This window comes from Treponema brennaborense DSM 12168, from assembly GCF_000212415.1.
In the GTDB taxonomy this organism is placed as follows: Bacteria; Spirochaetota; Spirochaetia; order Treponematales; family Treponemataceae; genus Treponema_F; species Treponema_F brennaborense.
In genome coordinates this window covers 2,212,961-2,237,379 of record NC_015500.1, presented here as the reverse complement: position 1 = coordinate 2,237,379, position 24,419 = coordinate 2,212,961, and the positions used below count along the sequence as shown (strand labels likewise).

Annotated in this window: 22 protein-coding genes; 10 read left to right on the top strand and 12 right to left on the bottom strand. The window is 54.8% G+C overall.

Annotation, left to right across the window (positions count from 1 at the left end; all coding sequences use genetic code 11):
• Positions 1-24 precede the first annotated feature (24 nt).
• Positions 25-780 carry an ABC transporter permease gene (locus TREBR_RS09825; protein ID WP_169310637.1) on the top strand — a complete coding sequence of 252 codons (756 nt, stop codon included), beginning with the start codon at positions 25-27 and terminating at the stop codon, positions 778-780.
• The gene (locus TREBR_RS09820; RefSeq protein WP_013759023.1) at positions 777-1,547 is read left to right on the top strand and encodes an ABC transporter ATP-binding protein; all 771 of its coding nucleotides are present in this window, start codon (positions 777-779) and stop codon (positions 1,545-1,547) included. The genes TREBR_RS09825 and TREBR_RS09820 overlap by 4 nt, the downstream gene beginning before the upstream one ends.
• Here the strand turns inward: TREBR_RS09820 and thrH are convergent.
• From thrH to TREBR_RS09805, 3 genes are all read right to left on the bottom strand, one after another.
• Positions 1,544-2,149, bottom strand: a complete 606-nt coding sequence (thrH, locus tag TREBR_RS09815; RefSeq protein WP_013759022.1) for a bifunctional phosphoserine phosphatase/homoserine phosphotransferase ThrH — start codon at positions 2,147-2,149, stop codon at positions 1,544-1,546. The two genes, TREBR_RS09820 and thrH, sit on opposite strands and share 4 nt — an antisense overlap.
• 188 nt (positions 2,150-2,337) lie before the next feature.
• Entirely contained in the window at positions 2,338-3,822 is a 1,485-nt protein-coding gene (gene ilvC, locus TREBR_RS09810; RefSeq protein ID WP_013759021.1) for a ketol-acid reductoisomerase, read from the bottom strand.
• 86 nt (positions 3,823-3,908) lie between these two features.
• Positions 3,909-5,246, bottom strand: a complete 1,338-nt coding sequence (locus TREBR_RS09805) for an MATE family efflux transporter (protein ID WP_013759020.1) — start codon at positions 5,244-5,246, stop codon at positions 3,909-3,911.
• Between the two features lie 90 nt (positions 5,247-5,336).
• On the opposite strand from TREBR_RS09805, the gene TREBR_RS09800 reads away from it, so the two are divergent.
• Both TREBR_RS09800 and TREBR_RS09795 read left to right on the top strand, forming a co-directional pair.
• Positions 5,337-5,918 (top strand): chromate transporter, encoded by a 582-nt coding sequence (locus TREBR_RS09800; protein WP_013759019.1) that lies wholly within the window; start codon positions 5,337-5,339, stop codon positions 5,916-5,918.
• Entirely contained in the window at positions 5,915-6,475 is a 561-nt protein-coding gene (locus TREBR_RS09795; RefSeq protein WP_013759018.1) for a chromate transporter, read from the top strand. Before TREBR_RS09800 ends, TREBR_RS09795 begins: the two co-directional genes overlap by 4 nt.
• An 82-nt stretch (positions 6,476-6,557) precedes the next feature.
• On the opposite strand, the gene TREBR_RS09790 is transcribed toward TREBR_RS09795, so the two are convergent.
• Positions 6,558-7,439 carry an SPFH domain-containing protein gene (locus tag TREBR_RS09790; protein ID WP_041610811.1) on the bottom strand — a complete coding sequence of 294 codons (882 nt, stop codon included), beginning with the start codon at positions 7,437-7,439 and terminating at the stop codon, positions 6,558-6,560.
• 191 nt (positions 7,440-7,630) lie between these two features.
• Positions 7,631-8,080, bottom strand: coding sequence for an NfeD family protein (locus TREBR_RS09785; RefSeq protein ID WP_013759016.1), 450 nt, complete (start codon positions 8,078-8,080; stop codon positions 7,631-7,633).
• 160 nt (positions 8,081-8,240) lie between these two features.
• On the opposite strand from TREBR_RS09785, the gene deoD reads away from it, so the two are divergent.
• The 4 genes from deoD (at position 8,241) to TREBR_RS09765 (ending at position 11,706) form a co-directional block, all read left to right on the top strand.
• A complete protein-coding gene (deoD, locus tag TREBR_RS09780; RefSeq protein WP_013759015.1) occupies positions 8,241-8,945 on the top strand; it encodes a purine-nucleoside phosphorylase in 705 nt (234 codons plus the stop codon).
• Positions 8,946-9,147: 202 nt separating this feature from the next.
• The gene (locus tag TREBR_RS09775; protein WP_013759014.1) at positions 9,148-9,810 is read left to right on the top strand and encodes a hypothetical protein; all 663 of its coding nucleotides are present in this window, start codon (positions 9,148-9,150) and stop codon (positions 9,808-9,810) included.
• Positions 9,811-9,981: 171 nt separating this feature from the next.
• A complete protein-coding gene (locus TREBR_RS09770; RefSeq protein ID WP_013759013.1) occupies positions 9,982-10,890 on the top strand; it encodes a nucleotidyltransferase family protein in 909 nt (302 codons plus the stop codon).
• Positions 10,891-10,893: 3 nt separating this feature from the next.
• Positions 10,894-11,706 carry a type I phosphomannose isomerase catalytic subunit gene (locus tag TREBR_RS09765; RefSeq protein ID WP_013759012.1) on the top strand — a complete coding sequence of 271 codons (813 nt, stop codon included), beginning with the start codon at positions 10,894-10,896 and terminating at the stop codon, positions 11,704-11,706.
• Between the two features lie 99 nt (positions 11,707-11,805).
• Here TREBR_RS09765 and fusA read toward each other — a convergent pair whose 3' ends face one another.
• The 4 genes from fusA to flgF all read right to left on the bottom strand — a co-directional run bounded on the left by fusA (position 11,806) and on the right by flgF (position 16,291).
• Positions 11,806-13,887 (bottom strand): elongation factor G, encoded by a 2,082-nt coding sequence (fusA, locus tag TREBR_RS09760; protein WP_013759011.1) that lies wholly within the window; start codon positions 13,885-13,887, stop codon positions 11,806-11,808.
• Between the two features lie 189 nt (positions 13,888-14,076).
• The gene (locus tag TREBR_RS09755; RefSeq protein ID WP_013759010.1) at positions 14,077-14,655 is read right to left on the bottom strand and encodes a rod-binding protein; all 579 of its coding nucleotides are present in this window, start codon (positions 14,653-14,655) and stop codon (positions 14,077-14,079) included.
• Between the two features lie 24 nt (positions 14,656-14,679).
• Positions 14,680-15,474 (bottom strand): flagellar basal-body rod protein FlgG, encoded by a 795-nt coding sequence (flgG, locus tag TREBR_RS09750; RefSeq protein ID WP_013759009.1) that lies wholly within the window; start codon positions 15,472-15,474, stop codon positions 14,680-14,682.
• Positions 15,475-15,493: 19 nt separating this feature from the next.
• Positions 15,494-16,291 carry a flagellar basal-body rod protein FlgF gene (gene flgF, locus TREBR_RS09745; protein WP_013759008.1) on the bottom strand — a complete coding sequence of 266 codons (798 nt, stop codon included), beginning with the start codon at positions 16,289-16,291 and terminating at the stop codon, positions 15,494-15,496.
• A gap of 230 nt (positions 16,292-16,521) precedes the next feature.
• Here flgF and purA point away from each other — a divergent pair, with 230 nt between their 5' ends.
• Positions 16,522-17,748 (top strand): adenylosuccinate synthase, encoded by a 1,227-nt coding sequence (gene purA / locus TREBR_RS09740; RefSeq protein WP_013759007.1) that lies wholly within the window; start codon positions 16,522-16,524, stop codon positions 17,746-17,748.
• A 171-nt stretch (positions 17,749-17,919) separates the two neighbouring features.
• Entirely contained in the window at positions 17,920-19,842 is a 1,923-nt protein-coding gene (locus TREBR_RS09735) for an AMP-binding protein (protein WP_013759006.1), read from the top strand.
• A 38-nt stretch (positions 19,843-19,880) separates the two neighbouring features.
• Here TREBR_RS09735 and murD read toward each other — a convergent pair whose 3' ends face one another.
• From murD to TREBR_RS09720, 3 genes are read right to left on the bottom strand one after another with little or no spacing between them, the layout of a single operon-like run.
• Positions 19,881-21,416 carry a UDP-N-acetylmuramoyl-L-alanine--D-glutamate ligase gene (murD, locus tag TREBR_RS09730; RefSeq protein WP_013759005.1) on the bottom strand — a complete coding sequence of 512 codons (1,536 nt, stop codon included), beginning with the start codon at positions 21,414-21,416 and terminating at the stop codon, positions 19,881-19,883.
• Between the two features lie 3 nt (positions 21,417-21,419).
• A complete protein-coding gene (locus TREBR_RS09725; RefSeq protein WP_013759004.1) occupies positions 21,420-22,541 on the bottom strand; it encodes a D-alanine--D-alanine ligase family protein in 1,122 nt (373 codons plus the stop codon).
• Complete coding sequence (locus tag TREBR_RS09720) at positions 22,538-24,211, bottom strand: UDP-N-acetylmuramoyl-L-alanyl-D-glutamate--2,6-diaminopimelate ligase (RefSeq protein ID WP_013759003.1); 1,674 nt, start codon at positions 24,209-24,211, stop codon at positions 22,538-22,540. Before TREBR_RS09720 ends, TREBR_RS09725 begins: the two co-directional genes overlap by 4 nt.
• Between the last annotated feature and the right edge of the window lie 208 nt (positions 24,212-24,419).

Sequence of the window (24,419 nt, the reverse complement as noted above, 5' to 3'; positions counted from 1 at the left end):
CAGGGTATGCTTCAACGTACCGGAATGAAAAGACTTCCGGCTCCGGCTGCATTCGGTATTTCCTTCACGGTTATGCTAGTGCTGTGGCAGCTTGCGGCGGCGGTTGTCCGTTCGCCGCTCATTCTGCCGTATCCGGCTGAAACGGCTGCCGCGCTGTGCCGGAATATCCGTACGCCGGTTTTTTGGCAGCATATCGGTGCGACGGCACTGCGCAGCGTCGCGGCGTTCGCCGTGTCGGTGACTGCCGGGACGGTGATTGGCGTGTGCTGCGGTGTCAGTAAAACGTTTCGCCGCCTGCTTGAATTTCCGCTTGCAGTCATCCGTTCGACCCCCGTCGTTTCGTTTATCCTGCTTTCCATCTTCTGGTTCGGTTCCTCTCTGGTGCCGGTGTTCGTTTCCGTGTTGATGAGTCTTCCCGTAGTGATTGCCGCCGTTTCGGCCGGAATCGGATCCGCCGATCGGAAACTGCTTGACTGCGCGCGCGTATACGGTTTCAGTGCCGCCCGCACCGCGCGGTACGTGTATCTTCCGTCCTGCACGCCGTATTTTTGGAGCGGGGCGCTTTCTGCGTTCGGTTTGAGCTGGAAAGTGGTAGCAGCCGGCGAAGTGCTGAGTCTGCCGCGGCGGGCGGCGGGAACGCTTTTATACAATGCCAAAGTGCACCTTGAAACGGCCGACGTGTTCGCCGTAACGATCGTTTTGATTATCCTGTGTTTTACGCTTGAAACGGGGTTCGCTGCGCTGCTGCGCCGCCGCGGGCTGCGGACGGACGGCGTATGATTGAGCGACGCACGGCGCCGGACGGCGCGCCGATTTCGATTGCGGGATTGCGCGTTACGCGCGGTTCCAAAGAATTGTATCGCGATTTTTCAATCGATTTCGCTTCCGGCGCCGTAACCGCGCTGCTTGCGCCTTCCGGCGGCGGTAAGACGACGTTGCTCGACGGCATCGCCGGTCTTTTTCAGGCCGGCAGCGGTACGATTCTGGCTCCCGCGCGCGTTTCGTACCTGTTTCAGGAGCCGCGGCTGCTGCCGTGGTGCAGTATTGCAAAAAATATCATGCTTCCCGTTGAAAAACTGCTTTCCGCCCGTGAAGCAAAAGAGAGAACCGATTTTTTTTTGGAACAGGTGGGTCTTCTGTGCAAAGCGGCCGCCTTGCCCGCCGAATGTTCCGGCGGAGAGCGGCAGCGTGCGGCGCTTGCCCGCGCGTTCGTGTATCCGTCGTCCGTACTGCTTATGGACGAAGCGTTTCAGTCTCAGGATTTTTCGCTTAAACTGAAACTGATGGAATCAGCGGAAGCGCTGCTCTCCCGCGAAAAACGCACCGTTGTTTTGGTTACGCACGATTTCCGCGAAGCGCTGTGTTTGGCAGACCGCATCGTCGTCATGACCGGTTCTCCGCTCGAAATCCGGCTCGATATTCCCGGCTGCGGCAGGGAAAATTCCCTGCTTGACCGCTATGCTTCTCCGGATGAAAGCGCCCGCACCGCGGAACGGCGGATTCTCGACGTGTTGTGCCGCGCGGACGCGGAAACCGAAAATTCTTAAAGCCCTGTCTGTTTCCGTACCGCGGCGAGCAGTTCGCCGTATTCGGTGAACGCGGGAATTGCCGGATACTCGGCGATTATGTGCTGCGGCGCGCGGAACAGAAATCCCGCTTGGGACGCTTTTATCATTTCCAGATCGTTGAACGAATCTCCCGAAGCGATCGTGTCGAATCCGATCGACTGCAGCGCTTTAACGGCGTGGTATTTGCCGTTGTGCTGGCGCAGTTTATAGCCGGTAATCATACCGTCGGTGCCGACTTCAAGTTCGTTGCAGAAAATGGTCGGCAGCCCCAATTTTTGCATTAGGGGAAACGCGAATTGCGTGAACGTGTCGGATAAAATGATTACTTGCGTAACCGTGCGCAGTTCGTCCAGAAAGGCCTTCGCTCCGGGCAGCGGGTCTATTTTTGCGATCGTATTCTGAATCGCCTTCAAACCGAGCCCGCGTTCGGCAAGAATACCGATCCGTTTTTTCATCAGCACGTCGTAGTCGGGAATATCGCGCGTGGTGAGCCTCAGTTCCGCTATTCCCGTCTCTTCTGCGAACGCGATCCATATTTCGGGAACCAAAACGCCTTCAAGATCCAGACAAGTTACGTACATTACAAGCCTCTTTTCAGAAAAATATGCATACCAGTATACCGGAAAACGGTCGGAAAGGGTAGTGCGCACCGCTGATTTTTCGATTTCCCGATTTTTCACGCGGGGCTAAAAAAACTGCCCCGCGGTTCGTTTTTACGGACATGCGGGGCAGTGCTTCGGCGTATCGTGTTTTTACGTACCGGCGACGTTTATTTACCGATGACGGCTTTCATTGCGGTCATGTAGCCGCGCAGTTTTTTGCCGACGATTTCAATCGGATGATTGCGGATTTCGTCGTTTACGTAAACCAATTCATGGTTTGAAACGCTGTTGTCTTTTACGGAAAGTCCTTTGCCGATGACGTCGGTATCGATCTTTGCCATAAAGTCTTTCAGCAGCGGCCGGCACGCGTTGTCGAACAGATAGCAGCCGTATTCGGCCGTGTCGGAAATGACTTTGTTCATTTCGTACAGCTTTTTGCGGCTGATCAGGTTGGCGATAAGCGGCACTTCGTGCAACGACTCGTAATAGGCGCTTTCCGGTTTAATGCCGGCGGCGACCATCGTTTCAAACGCGAGTTCGACGCCTGCTTTGACCATCGCGGCCATCAGAATGCCGTGATCGAAATATTCCTGTTCGGCAATTTCAACGGCACCCGCGGGAGTCTGCTCGAACGCCGTTTTGCCGGTCGCTTCACGCCACGTGTGCAGATTGATATCGTCGTTCGCCCAGTCGATCATCATGACGCGGCTGAATTCGCCTGAAATGATGTCGTCCATATGCTTGTGATACAGATCGCACATGATGGTTTTCAGTTCTTTGGAAAGTGCGTGAGCTTTCAGCTTCGCCGGATTCGACAGGCGATCCATCATGCCGGTGATACCGCCCCACTTGAGCGCTTCGGTGATCGTTTCCCATCCGTACTGGATAAGTTTGGACGCGTATCCCTTGTCGATACCTTTTTCTATCATTTTATTGAAACACAAAATCGAGCCGGTCTGGAGCATACCGCACAGAATCGTCTGTTCGCCCATAAGATCGGATTTTACTTCCGCAATAAAGCTCGATTCGAGCACGCCTGCGCGGCTTCCGCCGGTTCCGACTGCAAGCGCTTTGGCGATTGCCCAGCCTTTACCGTCGGGATCGTTGACGGGGTGCACCGCAATCAGCGTGGGAATCCCGAATCCGCGCATGTATTCGGTGCGAACTTCGGAACCCGGACCTTTGGGCGCCATCATGACGACGGTGATATCGGGGCGAATCTGCATTCCTTCTTCAACGATGTTAAATCCGTGGCTGTACCACAATGCCGAGCCTTTTTTCATAAGGGGAACTACTTTTTCCAGCACGTTGGAATGCTGCTTGTCGGGTGTTAAATTACCGACGAGATCTGCGGCCGGAATCATCTGGTCGTACGTTCCGACTTTAAAACCGTTTTCAGCCGCATTTTTCCAGCTCTGGCGTTTTTCGGCGATAGCCGATTCACGCAGCGCGTAGCTGACGTCGAGTCCCGAATCGCGCAGGTTCATACCCTGATGCAGTCCCTGGGCGCCGCAGCCGACGATAACGATTTTTTTGCCTTTCAGCGCGTTCGTTCCGTCCGCAAATTCAGCGCGATCCATAAAACGGCAGTGACCCAGCTGGATCAGAGCTTCCCGCCACGGAATGGAATTAAAATAATTTACCTTTTCCATATCTAGTCCCCTCTATATTAAAATAGCAGTTTCCAATTATATTGAAGTTTCTACATTGTAGCGCAAAAAACATATCGCGTAAAGCGCTACGCCATTCTTTTGCGCCACTTTCCGTACTTATAATGCAGGATGAAAAGAATCGAGGTAACGACCCAGGTAACCGGGTAACTTGCGAGTACGGTGGTGATTTCCCGGCGAAACGGCACCACGCCGACGAGCCACAGAATGCGCAGCAGACAAATACCCGCGCCGGTCATGACCATGGGAATGAACGAATCGCCGGTTCCGCGGATTGCGCCGGACAGAATTTCAATCGATGTGTACGTGATATACGTCGGTACCAGAAAATACAGCATTTCGAGCCCGGCGGAAACGACGTCCGGATCCGGGGTAAACAGCAGATACAGATATTTTGCGGTGAGCATAAAAAACGCGCTGATGAAGACGGTTGTACCCGCAGCCATAAACAGGCATTGCTTGGTTCCCTGATGCAGCCGATCGTATTTTTTTGCGCCGAAATTTTGCCCGGCAAACACGGTGATTGCGACGCCGAACGCGTTGATTATCATCCAGAACATGCTGTCGATTTTGCCGTACGCGGTAAAAGCCGCGATAGTGTTCGTTCCGAATACGTTGATGTTCGCCTGAATGATAATATTTGAAACCGCGTACATGACCGATTGCAGACCGGCAGGCAAGCCGATGCGCACCATGCTTTTCAGCATTGCCGATGAAAACCCGATTTTTTTCAGCGACACTTTATACGTTTCGTTCGTCTTCATCAGACACGCCATTACCAGAACCATACTGACGACCTGCGACAGCACCGTTGCCAGCGCCGCGCCGGCAACGCCCAAGTGCAGTACGGTGATGAACAGCATGTCGAGTACGATGTTCGCGGCGCAGCCGGCGATCAAAAAATACAGGGGGCGGCGGGTGTCGCCGACTGCACGTAAAATGCCCGAACCCATGTTGTATACGAGCGACGGAACCATGCCGGTAAAAAATATGCTGATGTAGACGACTGCGGGGGCGAGTATGTCTTCCGGCGTTCCCATCAGGCGCAGCAGCGTCGGTGAAACGGCGATTCCCGCCGCCATGATGACGACTCCGCCGGCAACGGAAAGGGCGATCGCGGTATGAACCGCGCGTTCCACGTCCCGTTCGGCGTTCGCGCCGTAAAATTGGGAAATTACGACCGTCGCGCCGGAGGAAAGTCCGACGAAAAACCCGACGAGCAGATTTATGATGGTACCGGTTCCGCCGCCGACCGCGGCGAGCGCTTCTTTTCCCAAAAAACGGCCGACGATAACGGCGTCCACCGTATTATACAACTGCTGGAAAAACGTTCCCAGCATAATGGGAAAGAACAATAAGAGGAGCTGCTTCCGGATACTGCCCGCGGTGATACCGTTTGACTTCATAGCACCGTTATAACGCGTCGTACATAAAAAGTCAAATACTGCACGTTTCAGTCTGTTGTAACGCAGCGCGCGGCGTGCTATACTCGGCCCATGAAAAATATACGGAATACGCTGCGCCTGTGTGCGGAACTGTTCGGCGTTTTTTTTAAGATAGGAGCCGTTACGTTCGGCGGCGGACTGGCGATGCTGCCGATTCTGGAACGGGAATTGGGAAAAAAGCGCGACTGGGTTACCGGCGACCAATTGCTCGACTATTACGCGATCGGACAATCGACGCCGGGCATTATCGCCGTGAACGTCGCGACTTTTATCGGTTACAACCGCTGCGGTTTGGCGGGCGGTGTCGTCGCGACTGCCGGAATCGTTGCGCCTTCGATTATCGTCATTACGCTGCTCGCGCTTTTTCTGCGCAATTTTACTGATATCGTGTGGGTACGGAAAGCGCTCGGCGGTATAAACGTTGCGGTGGCTGCGCTGCTGACGCAGGCGGTGTGGCAGTTCGGCAAAAAATCGGTAAAAAATATCTGGGGATTTCTGATTTTGGCGGCGGCGTTCGTTTCGATGTATTTTTTCGGGGTAAATTCGGTAGCGGTTATCGCCGTCAGCGCAGCGCTGGGAATCGCCGCTTCGTTTACGCGCTCGCTGAAATCGCGGCGGGAGGATCGGTCGTGAGTTTGCTGCAGCTGATGTGGGTCTTCTTTTACGTCGGCCTGTTTACCATCGGCGGCGGTTTGGTCGCCATTACGCTGATGTACGATCCGATCGTGGGCGGCGGTCTTATCAGTTCCGAACAGTTTTACCATATGGTCGCCATTTCGGAGTCGACGCCGGGGCCCATCGGCATCAATATGGCGACGTATATCGGCTGCGAGCTGTACGGCGTGTGGGGCGGAATCGCGACGACTGCCGCAACCGTGCTGCCGTCTTTGATCTGCATTATCGTTATCGCCAAATATTTCGGGCGTTTTCAGGAAAAACCGCTGGTGAAAGCGGCTTTTACCGGACTTCGGCCGGCGGTAAGCGGGATGGTGGCGGTGGCGGCGGTGCAGGTGTTCGTTATCGCGATTCTCGATATTCCCGCGTTCAAGGAAACCGGCGCTTGGCTGGATATCTGCAATTGGCCGTCGGTGATTTTTTACGCTGCGGCGCTCGCCGCCGTGTTTAAAACGAAAATTCATCCGATCGCGGTAATCGCCGCCGGCGCCGTGTTCGGCGCGCTGTTTTTATAGCGGAGTCTGCCGGGCGGCGGACTCCGCGGTACTTCGAATATACGAAACGCGCATACGGCGGAACCGTACTGCAGCCGATTCCTTACTTTTTTGCCAGTTCGGTAACGGCCGTTACGATGCCCGCCAGATTTTGGATATCCGACGGAATGATTATTTTGGTCGCCTGACCGTTCGCGGCTTTTTCAAACGCTTCCAACCCGCGCAGCCGTATCAGCGATTCGTCGGCCTGAACGTTTTTGATTTTCAACAATCCTTCCGCAGTTGCGTTCTGTACGGCGAGGATCGCTTCGGCTTCGCCTTCAGCCCTGCGGATAGCCGCCTCTTTCTGTGCCTCGGCTTCAAGAATTGTGGCCGCTTTTTTGCCTTCGGCAACGAGGATTGCGGACTGCTTCTGTCCTTCGGCGATCAGAATCGATTCGCGGCGTTCGCGCTCGGCTCTCATCTGTTTTTCCATCGCTTCCTGAATGGATTCGGGCGGAATGATGTTTTTGACTTCCACGCGGTTCACTTTTATACCCCACGGATCGGTCGCGTCGTCGAGGATACTGCGCATCCGGGTGTTGATAACGTCGCGGCTGGTCAGCGTGCCGTCGAGCTCCAGTTCGCCGATGATGTTGCGCAGCGTGGTTGCCGAAAGGTTTTCAATCGCGTTCATCGGATTTTCAACGCCGTACGTGTACAGTTTGGGATCGGTAATCTGAAAATAAATGACCGTATCGATCATCATCGTAACGTTGTCTTTGGTGATAACCGGCTGCGGCTGAAAGTCGAGCACGCGTTCCTTGAGCGACACTTTGTTCGCGACGCGGTCGATGATCGGAACCTTGACGTGCAGTCCGACGTCCCAGGTCGTCAAATATCCGCCGAGCCGTTCTATGATGAACGCCTGTGACTGCGGAACGATTCTGATGTTTTTAATCAGCACGATCAGGATAAACACGATCAGGGCGATAACGATGTAAATCAATTTCTTCTCCCGTAAAAAATCAAGACGAAAGTGTCAAGTTTCGGATTGATTTTTTAAGCACGTTCAAAGCAAAGCGTGAACGTACAGACAATAAGACAGTTTGCAACGCAAACCGGAAAAGCTGCAAACTGACGGCAAATCGGCAGTTTTCAGCTTACCTTCCATAAAAAGAATCCGAATCGGAGCCTTTATTCTTGAACGGGTTTGACGACGAGCGTTACTCCCGCTATTTTATCGATGACGCATTCGGTCTTTTCTTCCAGAACGGAACCGTCCGCGCTCTGCGCCGTCCACACGGTTCCGCTTACGGTAACTTCGCCTTTTTCAAATTCGGAAATCCTTTTGACGACCAGCGCTTTTTTACCGATAAGGCTTTCGCTGTTCGTTTTCTCTTTTCCGACTTTCAGCTTTTTGACGGCGAGCGGCCGGGTGAATCCGAGCAGCACTCCGGACAGTATGAAAAAAACGAGCAGCTGCCAGGCGAACGGCAGCGGAGTGAACGATATGAAAATCATGACGAGCGCTCCCGCGGCGAACCAAATCGTCGTCAGCCCGAACGTAACCGCTTCAATCGCCGTGCAGACGACCGCGATGCCGAACCAAAACCACGGCAAATGTTTTATGATAAAATCGAACATACTGACAGTATATACGGAACAATCGTTTCTGGCAAGGAATTCGGAGCAGATGCGGAACTGCTCGAAATTGCCGATTCGCTGTAATCCGTCCGTATCGGCGTCTTGTTTTTTCCGTATGTCCGGTTTATACTGACAGTGAGAAATTTTTACAGGAGTTCACATGAGTACTCACATCAACGCTGCGGAAGGCCGGATTGCCGATACTGTTTTGCTGCCCGGTGATCCGCTGAGAGCAAAGTTCATTGCGGAGCATTTTTTGGAAAACGCCGAATGCTATAACGAAGTGCGCGGTATGTACGGTTTTACCGGTACGTATAAAGGCAAACGGGTTTCCGTGCAGGGAACGGGGATGGGACAACCGTCCCTTTCGATTTACGTAAACGAATTGTTTCAATTTTATGGAGTTCAGAAAGCGATCCGCGTGGGAACGTGCGGCGCGATACACGCGTCTACGAAGATCAGGGATACGATTCTTGCCGCGAGCGCCTGTACCGATTCGTCGCTGCAGCTGCAGCGGTTCGGCAATCTGCATTTTGCGCCGACGGCGAATTTCGACTTGTTGTCGGCCGCCCGAACGGCTGCCGAAAAAGCCGGCATCAAAACGCTGGTCGGTTCGGTTGCGTCGAGCGATCTTTTTTACGATGAGAACGAAAACTGGAAATTGTGGGCAAAATTCGGCGTATTGGGAATCGAAATGGAAGCCGCCGAATTGTACACGCTCGCCGCAAAGTTCGACCGCAAGGCGCTCGCCATTTTGACCGTTTCCGATCATATCGCGACGGGTGAATCCACGTCGGCGGAAGAGCGGCAGACGACGTTCTCGAACATGATCCGGATTGCGCTTGATGCGGGGATTTCCGTATAAACTACTTGACTGCCGTATTTAAAATGCGTATATTTTGTATGAATTAAGTAGTATGTAAGTTGCCCGTAGAGCGGCTTTACGGGCTATAAAAGGGGTTTTGCCGCTTCGCTGCGTTGCAGTCGGCCGGCAATACGGGACGTTCCGGAAATCGAATGGTTTTCGGCTGTCTCCTCCTTACCGGAAAGATTTCATAGGAGTTCGTATGAAAAATACAAAACTGATACTGGCGTGCGCCGCGGTTCTGATAGGTTCCGTTTTTGCAGCGACAGCTCAGAAAGTGACGATTGACCTGCGCTTTAACGCACTTGCGGAAGATTCGGCCAATTATTTTAATTGGGCCGCGGACGGAAAAGCCGTGAAAGACGGCTACGATGCGGCGACCGGCGCTTCAAAAGCACAGTCCACGACTGCTTTCAATGCGGTTCGCTATGACAGCGAAACTTCCAAAAAAGCTGCCATTCCCGCCGGATTGCGCTCGTTGGTTTTATATCCCGTTGCTGACCGCGGAACTGCCGAATACGACGCGTTTACCGTTATTGAAAACGGCAAACAGCTGACTATCCGCTTCGTTCATCGCGGAACCGCGTATCAGATCGTTACCGACGCTAAAGGCAAAATCGATATGGGTTCGTCTTTTTCGATGGCCGGCGGTCTCGCGGATAACGTTGCCGGAAAATTCATCATCAAAGCCGATTACCTGAAAGACGGCGGAGACGCTGCGAACATGGCCGATCTCGATTGGTCGAAAGTAACGCTGGCTGCCGATACCGCCGCTGCGGACGCTTCCCGCAGTTTTACCGGTACGCTGACCGCTGCGTATAAAAAAGGTATTCTGACGGTAAAAGGTTCTTTGAACCAGAAATAACGTCCGCCAGCGTACGATGCGCTGCGTATAACCGCTGTACCCGGATTTTTGCCTGTTTGTCAAAATCCGGGTATTTTTTTATACTTGCCGGATTCGTTTTTCCGTGATATGCTTTCAAATCGAACGTATGATACGGTACGGAAAATCATGCCGATTGCATAGGAGAAGAATATGAAACCTACTTTAGTGGTTTTGGCTGCGGGAATGGGCAGCCGGTACGGCGGAGTAAAGCAGATAGATTCCGTCGGTTTGCATAACGAAACGCTGCTCGACTTTGCAACGTACGACGCGCTGCGCAGCGGTTTCGGTAAAGTCGTGTACATCATCCGCAAAGATATTGAAAAAGATTTCCGCGAGCGGCTGTTTGACCGCGTTGCGCGCAATTGCGACGCCGAATACGTGTTTCAGACTCACGAAGCGGGTTTAACGCGCGAACAGCTCGCCGCCTCGGCGGCCCGCACGAAACCCTGGGGAACAATCCACGCCGTGCTGTGCGCAAAAGACGCCGTAAAAACGCCGTTCGCCGTCATCAACGCCGACGATTATTACGGCCGCAGCGCGTTCGCAACGCTCGGCGAACATCTGTCGGGAATGGGAACCGACGGTACGGAACACGCGATGGTCGGGTTCGTGCTCGGTAATACGATGAGCAAATCGGGAACCGTTTCACGCGCGGTGTGTACGGTGAAAGACGGTTACCTCGTTTCCATGCGTGAAAACACCAAAATCGGCTATGAAAACGATAAAATAATCAGCCTGCTGGATGATAAAAAAATCGAACTGACCGGCAAGGAATGGGTGTCGATGAACTTTTTCGGTTTTTCTCCGAAGGCGTATGAAGAATTCCAGTCGTATTGGGATGCTTTTATCGCGGCGAACAGCGGCAGTGAAAAAGCCGAATCGCTGCTGCCGGAAGCGGCGAGCGGTATCGTTGCGCACGGTAAAGGGAAAATCAAATTCTATACGTCGCCCGAAAAATGGTTCGGTATGACGTATCCCGAAGACCGCGCGATCGTCAAAACGGAAATCGCCGCAAAAATTGAAAGCGGTTATTATCCGGACAAATTGTGGGCGAACTAGAGCATGTATAAGCTGAGACCTTTCGTATCCGAAAAAATATGGGGTTATGAACGCTGGATCGTGTCCACGCATCCGGCGGGGCAGTCGCTTGCGGAGGGCGCCGGAAACGACGGAACCGCCGTACCGTTGGCCGACGCGATCGGCAGCTATCCGCTGCTGATTAAAGTGATTCAGGCCGATCAGACGCTGTCCGTTCAGGTGCATCCCGACGACGCCTACGCGCGCGTTCACGAACGGTCGCTGGGAAAAACCGAGTGCTGGTACGTGCTGGACGCCGCGCCCGGTACGTCGCTGATTTGCGGACTGACCGGAACGTACACTGCGCAGGAACTCCGTTCCGCTATTGCGGAAAACCGCCTCGAGCCGTATCTGCGTTCCGTGCCGGTTTCCAAAGGTGATTTCATTTTCATCCCGGCGGGATTGGTGCACGCGATCAACGGCGGTCTGCGCCTGCTTGAAGTGCAGGAGTCGAGCGATATTACGTACCGCTTGTACGATTGGGGACGCGGGCGTGAAGTCCACGTAGAAAAAGGGCTGTCGGTTACGAAGGATCTGTCGTCCGAGCCGGTGAACGATTTTACGGGGCCGTTTTCATGCGATTATTTTTCGCTGGAACGTATCGACGCCGGAAGCGGAGCCGTTACCGTTTCGTGTGCTGAAAACGATTTTATCCTGTTCGTGCTGAGCGGGGGCGGTGCGCTTGCCTGTGCGGGTAATCGCGCATCGTGTAAGGCGGAAGATACGTTTTTCTGCCGAGCCGGCGAAACGGTGGCGGTACCGGCGGGAATGTCCGTTATGAAGATCGCCGCGCGGTAATACGGGGCAGAACCGGCCGCGTTTACCGTTGTTCAGAGTTCAAGTGTAAAAAACGCCCGGAGGCACAGTGTGCTGCCGGGCGTTCGTTTTTGCAGGTGGTTATTCTTCCGGTGCGGACTGAATGAAGGCTTTCGCTGCTTGTATGATTTCATCGGCAAGTTTGCCCGATATGGGATCGTAGTGGCTGAACGCCGTTTCAAAGCTGCCGGTGCCGCTGGTCATGGAGCGCAGATCGATCGCGTATTTGAGCAGTTCAGACTGCGGCGCCTGCGCGCGTATTTCTTCAATTCCGCCTGCAAGAGGCGTTTGTCCCAAAATGCGGCCGCGTTTTCCCGAAATATCGGACATGATGTCGCCCAGATATTTCGATTCAACCCAAACGGTGATGTTCATGACCGGTTCGAGCAGAATCGCGCCGGCGTTTCGCATTGCGTCGCGGAACGCGTTGCGTGCGGCGATTTTGAACGCCATTTCCGAAGAGTCGACCGGATGTTCCTTGCCGTCGAGTACGGTAACCGCGGTGTCCACTACCGGATAACCTGCCAGTACGCCGTGCTCCATGGCTTCTTTCACGCCTTTTTCCACACCCGGAATGTATCCTTTGGAAATCGCTCCGCCGAAAACCGCGTTGGTGAACTGATAATTTGCGCCGCGGTCAAGCGGTTCCACCGAAAGCACGACGCGTGCGTATTGGCCGTGACCGCCGGACTGTTTTTTATGCGTGTACTCGGCCTGCGCCTTGCGCTGCACGGTTTCACGGTACGCAATCCGGGGCACCGCGGTGTCGATCGTGATTTTCGACTGTGCGCGGACTCGGTCAAGTATGATGCCGATGTGCAGTTCCCCCATGCCGGACACGACGTTCTGTTTGGTTTCCGGATTGTAGCGGAACGCCAGCGTGCGGTCGTCTTCCGCCGCTCGTGCGAGCTGTTCGCCCATTTTATCTTCATCCCGCTTGTCTTTTGCCGAAACTGCGACGGAATACACCGGTTCCGGATGGCGCAATTTGACGAACGGTACGGCGTCCGGCAGTGCGGAGAGCGTGTCGCTCGTTTTGGTTACGGCAAGTTTGACTGCGATGCAGACGTCGCCGGCGGCGGCGGATTTGATTTCTTCAAGTTTTTTGCCGACGCAGCGGTACAGTTTGCCGATTTTTTCCTTACGGTTTTCCGTCAAATTGTACAGTTCGCTGTCCGCGCTCAGCGTGCCGGTGACTACTTTCAGATACGAAAGCCGGCCGGAAAACTGGTCGCTCGCCGTTTTGACGCATTGAGCGGACACGCTGCCGCCGTCGCTGATTTTTACGGTGGCCGTTTCACCCGCTTCGTTCCGTGCCGTTTCAAATACCGAAGACGGGTCGGGGGCGATTTCCGCAATAAAATCGAGCAGGGCGGTGGTTCCTGAATTCCGCGCCGCGCTGCCGGCGAACGCCGGAACGACGCGGTTGTTTGCGAACGCGATTTTGAGTCCGCGGATGATTTCTTCGGCGGAAAGTTCCCCTTCGTCTATGAATTTGACGAGCAGGTCTTCGTCGCCTTCAGCTGCGGCTCCGGCGAGAACGCCGCGCGCGGTTTTATACGCTTCTTCGTATTCGGCGGGGATGGGCATTTCTTTTTCCGCCGAACCGTCCGCCGCGTACGCTTTTCCGTGCAGAACGTCGACGACTCCGGCAAAAGAACGCCCGCAGCCCATCGGAATGGTAAGCGCGCAGACTTCAACGTTGAATTTATCGTGAATGTCTTTTGAAGCGGCGGCAAAATCGGCTCGGTCGTCTTCGCACTTGTTGACGAACAGCATACGCGGCTTGTTCCGCCGGTCGAGATCACGCCACAATTTGATCGTTTCTATCTGCGCGCCGGTTCGGGCGTCTACGAGCATGACCGTCATTTCACTGGCGCGGAACGCGGAAATGACTTCGCCGATAAAATCGGAAGAACCGGGGGTGTCCCACACGTTGACGAGCGTATTTTTCCAGGTAAGATGGGCGAGCGATGCATATATCGAGATTTTGCGCTGTATTTCTTCGGACGAGCAGTCGCTGACCGTTTTGCCCGATTCGACGGATTCCGGTTTTGCAACGGCGCCGCCGGTAAAAAGAAGCTGTTCAAACAACGCGGTCTTTCCGGTCTGACCGTGTCCGGCAATAGAAACGTTTCTTAACTGTTGGGTAGAAAAATCCATGCATCGCTCCTTGTTCAAATAAAAATCATATGAAATCGATGCTTATATGATAAGTTTGAAATTTCGTACTGTCAAGGAAAAGTTTGCCGATGCGGAGGATACGCCGATGCGACGGCGGTTTGCCGCTACTGCGGTTGGTTGCCGATGCGGCCGGCTGTGAATAATACGGCCGGCTGCGCAGTACGCAGTTTAGATCAGCTGCAGATAGATTTGATCCGCAAGGCCGAATCCCGCGTTTTTGGTCATGGACGAAGCGAGTTCGTCGTACAGCATGTCTTCGTACATATTCTGGGCGTAGCTTTTTTCTTCACCGTTGAGCGACGTGCCGCCGAGCGTACTGCGCATCGAGGAAAGCATGATTTTGACGAAGTACGATTCGAGTTCAAGCGATTTTTCGTACAATGTGCTGGTTTTGTCTATCGTTTTTGCCGAACCGGCGGTCGCTGCCGCCGCGGAGTTGGCGGCAGCTCCGCTCGGACGTGCGGTTTTGTCCGCTTCTGACGTGAACGTTCCCGCGAACGACGACGCGTAGTCGCCGTTCAGCCGGCCGGCTTCGGTGATTTTGCCTGAGGTGAAAGCTGCAGACGGTACGGCCGCCGGATTTTGTGCCGCCGCGCCGCCGGCCGAATCGGCTTGCGCGTTCCGCATCGAGTCGACGAGTGCCTGAAAGCCCGCCGTTTCCTGCTGCAGGCGGGCGGACTGTGCTGCCGACTGACCGTTCGTTACCGACGCACTGCCGCCGGTGAATATGCCGTTTACGGAACTCATACGCGCTACCTCTCGTTTTCAGTATTACCGTTTCAAGTTGACGGCGGACGACAGCATCGTGTCGCTGGTTTGAATGGCCTTTGAGCTGAACTCGTACGCCCGCTGGGCAACGATCATCTGCACCATTTCGTTGACGACGGACACGTTCGACATTTCAAGAAATTTATGTTTGGTTACGCCCATACCGTCGAATCCGGGCCGGCCGGCGATGGCTGCGCCCGACGCGTTGGTTACCTTGAATAAATTGCTGCCGGTCGCTTCAAGGCCGACGGCGTTCGGAAACCGGTATAATTCAAGCTGTCCGACCGTCAGCGGATCGTCGTTGCCGGCGATTTTGACCGTAACGCGGCCGTCGTCGCTGACGGTGAGCGTTGAAAGGTTGTATCCTTCCGGCAGGATGATTTCCGGCATTACGCGCAGCCCTTCTGACGTTACGAGCTGACCGTTCATGTCCACTTTGAACGAACCGTCGCGGGTATACGCGAAACTGCCGTCGTACTGCTGAACGCGGAAAAATCCTTCGCCGACGACCGCCATGTCGGTGTCCACGCCGGTATTCTGCAGGGAACCTTGCGTGATGATGCGCTGCGTGGCGCCGACTTTGACGCCGGTACCCATTTGAATACCTACGGGCGTTACGGTGTCTTCCGTTGCCGGCGTTCCCGCCAGTTTCAGGTTCTGATAAATCAAATCTTCAAACTCGACGCGCTGCTGTTTATAGCCGGTGGTGTTGACGTTTGAAAGATTGTTCGAGATTGCGTCGATATTCGCCTGCTGACCGTTCATGCCGGTGGCGGCTGTCCATAAACTACGTACCATTTATTTCCTCTGCCTCGTGTTATCTTGAAAGCGCCACTTTGCCCCACAACGTGGACATCATCGTGTCTTCAGTCTGTATGGTTTTCTGGTTCGCTTCGTACGCGCGGTTCACTTCTATCATGGAAACCATTTCGTTGACGACGTTCACGTTCGACGTTTCCGTGTATCCTTGTATGAACGCCGGACGTTCCTTGCCTTCGGCGATGTACGCTTCACCGCTGATATCGGTATTTTTGTACAAACTGGAACCCATTTTCTGCAGATACCGTTCGTTGTCGAACCGGACGACTTTAAATCGGTCTATCAGTTCCATATCGTCCGCCGAATAAATCATGCCGTCGGGATTTACGGTAAACGAATCGTCGTTTACGCGGATATAACCGTTTTCACCCAAAACGGGGTAGCCTTCTTTGGTTTCAAGAATGCCTTCCTTGCCGATCATAAAATTACCGTTGCGCGTGTACCGTTCGCCGGCGGGAGTCTGAACGGCAAAAAAACCTTCGCCGCTCAACGCCATGTCGGCCTTCGACGACGTCTGTTTGAATGACCCCTGCTCGAAATCCGTATACAATTCGTTCGTTTCGACGCCGAGGCCGATTTTTCCGACGATGGGTGCAGCGTCCGCGGAACCGAACGGCGTGCGGTACACACCGTCGTCGTTCATGCGGCGCATCAGCAGTTCGGGAAACGATTTGCTTACGGTAACGTCGCGTTTGTACGCGGTTGTGTCCGCGTTTGCCAAATTGTTTGAAATAGCGTCGAGTCTGTTCTGCTGGGCGTTCATGCCGCTTGAACCGATATACCAACCTCGTACCATCGTATCCTCCGCAGGTGTTCGTGTATACGTATACAGTATCGGAAAAACGGCGGGACGGGTTGAGCATAAAATGAAAACTTCCGCGTATCCGGCGGGAGCGCGTGCCGTTTCCCTGTACGCACCGTCGTTTTACCCAATGACACGGCCCGTGATTTGTGATATAGTAGAAATGTTTGGGACAGTCGGAAAACCGGCGTCTCTTGCGCAGGCTCTGTCCGGAGGATTATACTATGAACGTTGTGGTTATCGGTGCCCAGTGGGGTGATGAGGGGAAGGGAAAAATCGTAGACTTTTTGGCCGACGACGCTGACGCGATCGTCCGCTATTCGGGCGGTGCGAACGCCGGTCATACGATCGTCATTAACGGCGAGCAGTATGCGCTGCATCTGGTTCCGTCCGGAATCCTGTATCCCGGTAAAGTTGTCTTTTTGGGAACCGGCATGGTTATTGATCCCGAGGCGTTGTTTGCGGAATTGGCAATGCTCAAGGAACGCGGAATCGAATGGGAAGGCCGCGTGTTCATTTCGGAACGCGCTCATTTGGTGCTTCCCCGTTACCGTGAAATGGATAAAACGCGCGACGCGCAGCGCAAAAAACCGATCGGAACGACCGGCCGCGGCATCGGCACAACGTATTCCATGAAAAGCGAACGCGACGGCATCCGCCTTGCCGATCTGCAGTGGAACGACAAAATGGCGGAACTTGAACCGGAAGACCGCGATTTTCTTGCACCGTATACGGAACGGCTGCTTGCGATGCGCGTGAACCTCACGGCTAAAATGCACGAACTCCGAGAAGCGAACGTGCTTATGGAAGGCGCGCAGGGCGCGCTGCTCGACCTCGATTCGGGAACGTACCCGTACGTTTCTTCCGGCATGTCGTGTTCCGCCGGAGCGGCAACGGGAGCAGGCGTCGGTCCGCGCGCGCTCGACCGGATTTTGGGTGTGTTCAAAGCGTATTCGACGCGCGTCGGCAACGGTCCCATGCCCACCGAATTCGACGAGCAGAATCAGAGCGAACTGTACCAGTTCGTGCGCGACACGGGCCGCGAATACGGCGTTACGACCGGACGGCCGCGCCGCTGCGGCTACCTCGATCTGGTTGCGCTGCGGTACGCGTGTCAGGCAAACTCGATCGACGGGCTGGTGCTGACGCACTTGGACATTTACGATACGCTTGACGAAATAGAAGCGTGCGTCGCGTATGAAATCGACGGCAAACTGGTAACGGATTTTCCCGCGTCGATTGAAGAACTCAATCGCGCCAAACCGGTGCTGCAGCAGTTCAGCGGCTGGAAAGCGTCGCTCAAAGAATGCCGCTCGTATAAGAAAATGCCGAAAGCTGCCCGGGAATACGTGGAATTCATCGAATCGTTTACGGAAACTCCGGTGGATATCATTTCCGTCGGATACGAACGCAGCGAAACCTTTATCCGCAGAAATCCTTGGAAAAAATAACACGCAGTTCCGGCGGCGGTAACCGTCCGCAGCCGGATTTTGTTTTCATATCAGATACTCGACGGAGAGAGACAGCGATTTTGCTGTCTTTCTTCATATAGGTGCGGTATACTGTAAGTCGGTGCCGCTTGTTTTAACGGAGAGTTTTGCCGGTTTTTCGTAGGAGGTCTTATGCAGACGATTTCTGATTTAGGAACATACACGTTTCCGGCCCTGTTCCGGAATACGCTTTTGAAATTTTCCGAATGCAGCGCGCTTTCTATGGTACACGGAACTCCGATCACGTACCGGGAATTGAACGCGCGGGTCGAACGGGCGGCGCGGCTGCTGTATAAGAACGGTTTCGCGCCCAAGCAGAAATTTGCCGTTTTCAGTTCCGGAATGCCGAACTGGGGCGCCGCGTATTTGGCGATCGTCAACAACGGCGGCATCGCCGTTCCTCTTTTACCCGATTTTACGGCCGGAGAGGTTGAAGCGATCCTGCGTCACGCGGAAGTAGACGGTATGTTCGTCAGCGACCGCCTGTATGCGCGCATAGAATCGCTCGCACCGGAATTGCTGCCGGTCGTCATCAAATTGGACGATTTCAGCGTGCTTCGCGGCGGACGCGCACCGGCGGAAACTGCTGCGGCGGAGCACGCTGCGGCTGATAATGCTCAGGCGGCTGATGAGAGCGCCGCGCCCTTGCCCGACGTGCCGGTTGCCGAAACCGATACGGCTTCGATCATCTATACGTCGGGAACGACGGGGCGCTCCAAAGGAGTGGAACTGTCGCATAAGAATCTGGTGTGGACGGCAATTCAGTGTCAGACGATTCACCGCGTAAACAAACTCGACCGCTGCCTGTCTTTTTTGCCGCTGTCGCACGTGTACGAGTTTACCATCGGATTCGCGATGCAGATACTGAACGGCAGCTGCGTTTATTATCTTGAAAAACCGCCGACCGTTTCGACGCTGCTTCCCGCGTTCAAGCTCGTGCGTCCGACCGTCGTGCTGAGCGTGCCGCTTATAATGGAAAAGATTTACAAAAACAAAATCGTTCCGACCTTTACGTCGAAAAAACTCGTCGCCCGATTGTACTCGATTCCGTTATTCAGAATACTGATGAACCGAGCCGCCGGAAAACAGCTGAAGAAAACGATGGGCGGTAAAATCAAGTTTTTCGGTATCGGCGGGGCGAAGGTGGATCCCGAAGTCGAGCGGTTTATGAAAGAAGCGCGCTTTCCGTACGCGATCGGCTACGGACTGACCGAAACGTCTCCGCTGCTTGCCGGTTCCGGTCCGAAAGAAACGGTTCCGGGTACTATCGGGCCGGTGATGGAAGGGGTCGTGATGCGGATTTTGGATCCCGATCCCCGTACGGGAATCGGTGAAGTCATCGCGTGCGGGCCGAACGTAATGCGCGGCTACTATCGCGACGAGGCGCTGACGGAACAGGCGTTTACGACCGCCGCGGACAGCTGCGGTTCGGGCTGGTTTAAAACCGGCGATTTGGGTTTGCTTGAAAAGCGTAAAGGCCGTTTGTGGCTGTCGCTGAAAGGCCGCTCGAAGAACATGATTTTGGGTGCGTCCGGCGAAAATATTTATCCCGAAGACATCGAATTCATTTTGAATCAGCATCCGCTGGTTTCGGAGTCGCTCGTGGTTGAAGACGGCAACGGCTTGGTTGCGCTCGTTCAGCTTGATGAAGAAAAAATGAAAGCGGAAGAAAAAAAACGTGTCGCTCAGCCGTCTGCCGGAAAACCGGCCGCCGGAAAGCCGGGATTGCTGCCGTTACCCGAAGTGCTGCAGACTGCCGTTGAAAACGCCGCTGCGGCGGTAAGCAACGCGGTTGAAGAACTGAAAGGCGATTTGCTGTACAAGCGCGAAGAAATTCTTTCCGAAATCCAGTTTTTCATAAACAATAAGGTAAACCGGATTTCAAAAATCGGCAAAGTGGAATCCGTCGCGCAGTTTGAAAAAACGGCAAGTCAGAAAATAAAACGATATCTGTATAACTTGAAACACGGTACGCATTCGCCCGAAGGGGCGCCTGCGCCGCAGAATTTGCGTGATTCCGATGCGCGCGACGCGGCGGATAAAAACGGAAACTGAGACTGTGCCGCGTCAGCCGGCTGCTGCGGTTGCCCGCGTCAGCCGAACAGTTCCGCGACCGCGTTTTTGAACCGGCAGCCGCGATCGAATTCGTTGCTGAACATGCCGAACGACGTCGCGCCGGGAGAAAAGACGACGATCTGTTCCCGATCCGTGCCGGAGGCGGCGGTTTGCTGCAAATTGCGTTTCAGCGCGGAGAGCAGCTGCGCGAGTGATTCAAACGGTCCCTCGTACCGGATGTCGCTCGCCTTGAGCAGCGGCAGCAGCTTGTCCGTTCCGGTTCCGGCCAGCGCGTACACGGACGCCGGCGGCTGTGACCGGAGCGTTCGGGCAAGCGGCAGAAAATCGAGGTTTTTATCCGTTCCGCCGCAGAGCAGATGCACCGGCTTGCCGAACGCCTGTGAAGCCGCTGCGGCCGCTTCGGGAACCGTGGCGGCGGAATCGTTGTAAAACTTTACCGAACGACCTTTTGCGCCGGGGAGCTGCCATGTGTGAAAATATTCAAGCCGGTGCTGAATGCCGGGCCAGCGCGCGAGGATCGTTTCGGTCTGTTCCGGCGCTACTCCCAGCAAAGACATGACGAGCGCTGCGTTGAGCGCGTTCGTTTTCATATGGCTGCCGGGGACGGCGAGCGTATCCAGAACTTCGTGCGGTTCGCCGTCGGCGAATCGGCCGCCGGAAAAACGCGCGGCGGGCAGTCTGACGTATCCTTTTCCGTTTTTTCCGATCCAGGCGCCGCATTCGGCTGCAGGCAGCTTTCCGCCGCCGTACCGCAGTACCGTTCCGTTCGTTTCCGCAGCGAACGCGTCGCCCCACTCGTCGTCCGCGGCGCAGACCGTCCAGCACGACGCGTCCTGATCCGCGTAAATCAGTTTTTTATCGGCGACGTATTTTTCCATCGAGCCGTACCAATTCTGATGATCGGGAACTATTTTCGTGAGCACGGCCACGTGCGGTTTGAGCAGCCGCCGTCCGCGCAAATCGGCGAGCTGCCAGCTTGACAGTTCGAGCACGACCGGAGTCGTTCCGTCGGTTTTATCGAGAAAGGTGAGCGGGCTGACGGTAATGTTGCCGCCCAAAAACGCTTCAAACCCGGCCGCACACAATCCGTAATGAATCGCACTTACGGTTGAAGATTTGCCTTTGCTGCCGGTAACGGCGATAATCGGCGCTTGCGTAAAACGCAGAAAAACGGACACGTCGGTTTCTATCGATTTTGCCGCGGCCAGATACGCGTTGTTTTCAAATTTGACGCCCGGATTTTTTATGACGACGTCGGCATCCGCAAAATCCGCAATTTCGTGCTTGCCCAGAACGTACCGCAGTTTGTCGGGATAGGCGAGCGACTCGGGCGTGAGCGCGTCTATGGTCGGCTGCAGCTGCGCGGGCGTTTTCATATCGGTAACGGTAACGTACGCGCCGTGTTTCAGAAAAAAACGTACGGACGCTTCGCCGCCGCCGTTCAGGCCGAGCCCCATAACGGTGACGCGTTTTCCCGCGATGTCTTGAAGCGATTTGAACGCGCATCCTGCCGGATATTCATGCGGTTCCGTCTCACGCTGTTTTTCAGCCATGTTTCAGTTCCTGCTCGTTTTAAGCGCGCGGCGCGCTTTATAGCGGTCGAGACCTTCGGTGATGATCAATTCCACCAAATCGGCGTAAGAAAGTCCCGCCGCTTCGCACATTTTGGGAAACATGCTGATCGACGTGAATCCGGGCATCGTGTTGATTTCGTTCAGATACAGATTTCCCGTTTTGCGGTCGATAAAGAAATCGACGCGCGAAAGTCCGCTGCAGTCGAGCGTTTCATACGCTTTGACTGCCGTTTTCCTGACGACGTCCAACTGTTCCGCCGACAGATCCGCCGGAATGCACAGTTTGGCTCCGTTCGGATCGGTATATTTTGCGTCGTAGTCGTAGAACGTGTGCGAAGGTTTTATTTCTCCCGGCGTATAGGCGGTTACTTCACCGCCGCTGACGCTGTTGCCGGTAACCGAACATTCGATTTCGCGCGCGTCTATAGCCGGTTCGATAAGAATTTTGTCGTCCCAGCGGAACGCTTCGGCAACGGCGGCTTCAAGTTCCGTTTCTTTTGACACTTTGGAGGCGCCGACAGAACTGCCGGTTCCGCACGGTTTTACGAACAGCGGATAGCCGAATTCCGTTTCGGCCTGCCGCATCAGTTTCTGCAGCGATTCGCCGTTTCCGTTCACACGGTCGCGCTGTTTAAGACAGACGTGCGGCAGCACCGGCAGCCGGGATTCACGCCAAATCTGCTTGGTTTTTTCCTTGTCCATCGTCAGCGCGCTGGAAGCGGTGCTGCATCCGGTATACGGAATGCCGGTCATGTCGAGCAGGCCCTGAATGGTTCCGTCTTCACCGTACGTGCCGTGCAGTACCGAAAACACGACGTCGACCGGCAGCGTGCCTTTCTTAGTGCGCAGCCCTTCCGTGCCGCCTCCGGGCACGATGCTGACAAGCGCGTCGGCATCTTCGGCAACGGTTAACGCGGCGTGCGCGTCGGCGCGTACCCGTTCGCATTCGGTTTCATTCTGAAGAAACCATTTTCCCGATTTGGCTATACCGATCAGAATGATATCGTGTTTCGCGGTATTTATGTTCCGCACGATCGACGCGGCGGAAACGAGAGACACTTCGTGTTCACCCGATTTTCCGCCGTATATGACTGCAATTTTCACACTGAACCTCCGCCCGTCCTGCCGGTGAAGCCCGCTTCGGCAAGCGCTTTTTCCGCTTCGGCGATTTCATCGTAGGGCATGGTGTAATCTTTATATATAATTGAATTTTCGTGAGCTTTTCCGAGCAGCAAAACGATGTCGCCTTCAGCGGCGAGGGCAAACGCTTTGCGGATGGCTTGCGGGCGCGGCGGAACGACGTACAGTCCGTTTCCTTCGGTTTTGCCCGCACTGCGGCAGCCCGCCGCAATCATCTCGAGCAGCGCCGCCGGATCTTCTGCGCGCGGGTCTTCGTCGGCAAGAATGACGACGTCGCACCAGCGTGCGGCGATGCGGCCTTGTTCCGGGCGTTTTTTGGTGTCGCGTTCGCCGCCTGAGCCGAACAGTACGATAATGCGGTTCCGGGCGCGTTTACGGAGCGGCGGAAAAATGGTCTCGAACGAAGACGGCGTGTGCGCGTAATCCACGATCACTTCAAAGGGCTGTCCTTTGTCGATGACGGTCATGCGGCCTTTTACCGGCTGCAGCTGCGGGCATTTTTCGGCAACGCGTGCAAACGGAATGCCGGTTATCGTGCTCACCGTGATGAGCGAGGCGAGTACGTTATATACGTTGAACGCGCCGGGGAGCGGCGCTGTTACGGCGACCGGGTCGGGTGCGGTGGCCCGAATCGTGTCCGAGGGCGGAACGTTTGCGGTAAAAGCGATTCCGTCCGATTTTGCCGCAACGCGGTCTGCGGAAAAGCGGGGAATTTCGGCAGGAATTTCAGGCAGCGGAATATCCGCGTTTTTGCCTGCCGCTCCGCCGGTGGTAAACCCGTAGACGGTTTTCTCCGTGGCGTCGTTGAAATAAGCGGCGGCGGGGTCTTCAAGATTGACGACGCCGAACGCGGGAACCCTGCGCCGTGTGCCGCCGATCGTTTTCAGATGATCGTGCGCGTCGAGCGCGCGGAACAGATTCGCCTTGTCGCTTTTATATTGTTCGTGCGTACCGTGAAATTCCAGATGTTCGTGCGTAACGTTCATGAATACGCCCGCGTCGAAGCGGACGTCTCCGAGCCGGTTCGTTTTACGGGACAGGCCGTGGGAAGAAGACTCCACGACGGCGTACTCGCATCCGTTTTGCACCATTTCGTAGAGCTGCCGCTGCACGATGGGTGCTTCCGGCGTCGTCTGATGTTCGGGATTGGCTATCGCGTCGTCTCCGAGCGAGTACTGCACGGTGGAAATGAATCCCGCTTTTTTGCCGCAGAGTCCGAGCAGCTGCCAGATAAACGATACGGTTGAACTTTTGCCTTCCGTACCGGTTACGCCGATAACGGCGAGTTTTTCCGACGGTGAATCGTAAAAAGCGTCCGCAGCGGGCGACATGGCGAACCGCGCGTCCCGTACCCGGACGAGTACCGGTGCTTCCGCTTCGTTGTTCCTTTCTTCGGCGGCGCGCAGTGCGTCTTCGGGCAAATCATCCTGATAGACGATTGCCGCCGCGCCTCGTGCGATTGCTTTCGCTATAAAAGCGTTGCCGTGAACGTGCGTTCCCGGCAGCGCGAAAAACAAAGATCCCGCGCGTACCGCCCGTGAATCGAAACATATATCCGTAATTATCGGATCCGAGGATCCGCCAGCCGTTTCGTGCTGAAACCCGGTGAGCAATTGTGAAAGCCGTTTTTGCATAGCGTTTTTATTTTAACGCTTTCCCGTCATTTTGCATAGTACGTATCGGAACCGGCAGGGCACCCGCATTATAAAACTTCTCGACAAAACCGGATACAAAAGTATTTTTGACACGTACCAGGTAATCAAGCAATTAAAATCGGAAATAAAGGACAAGCGCATTACGTTGTGCCGGAAAATTGTATCGACGTACTGTTTTCACGTTCAA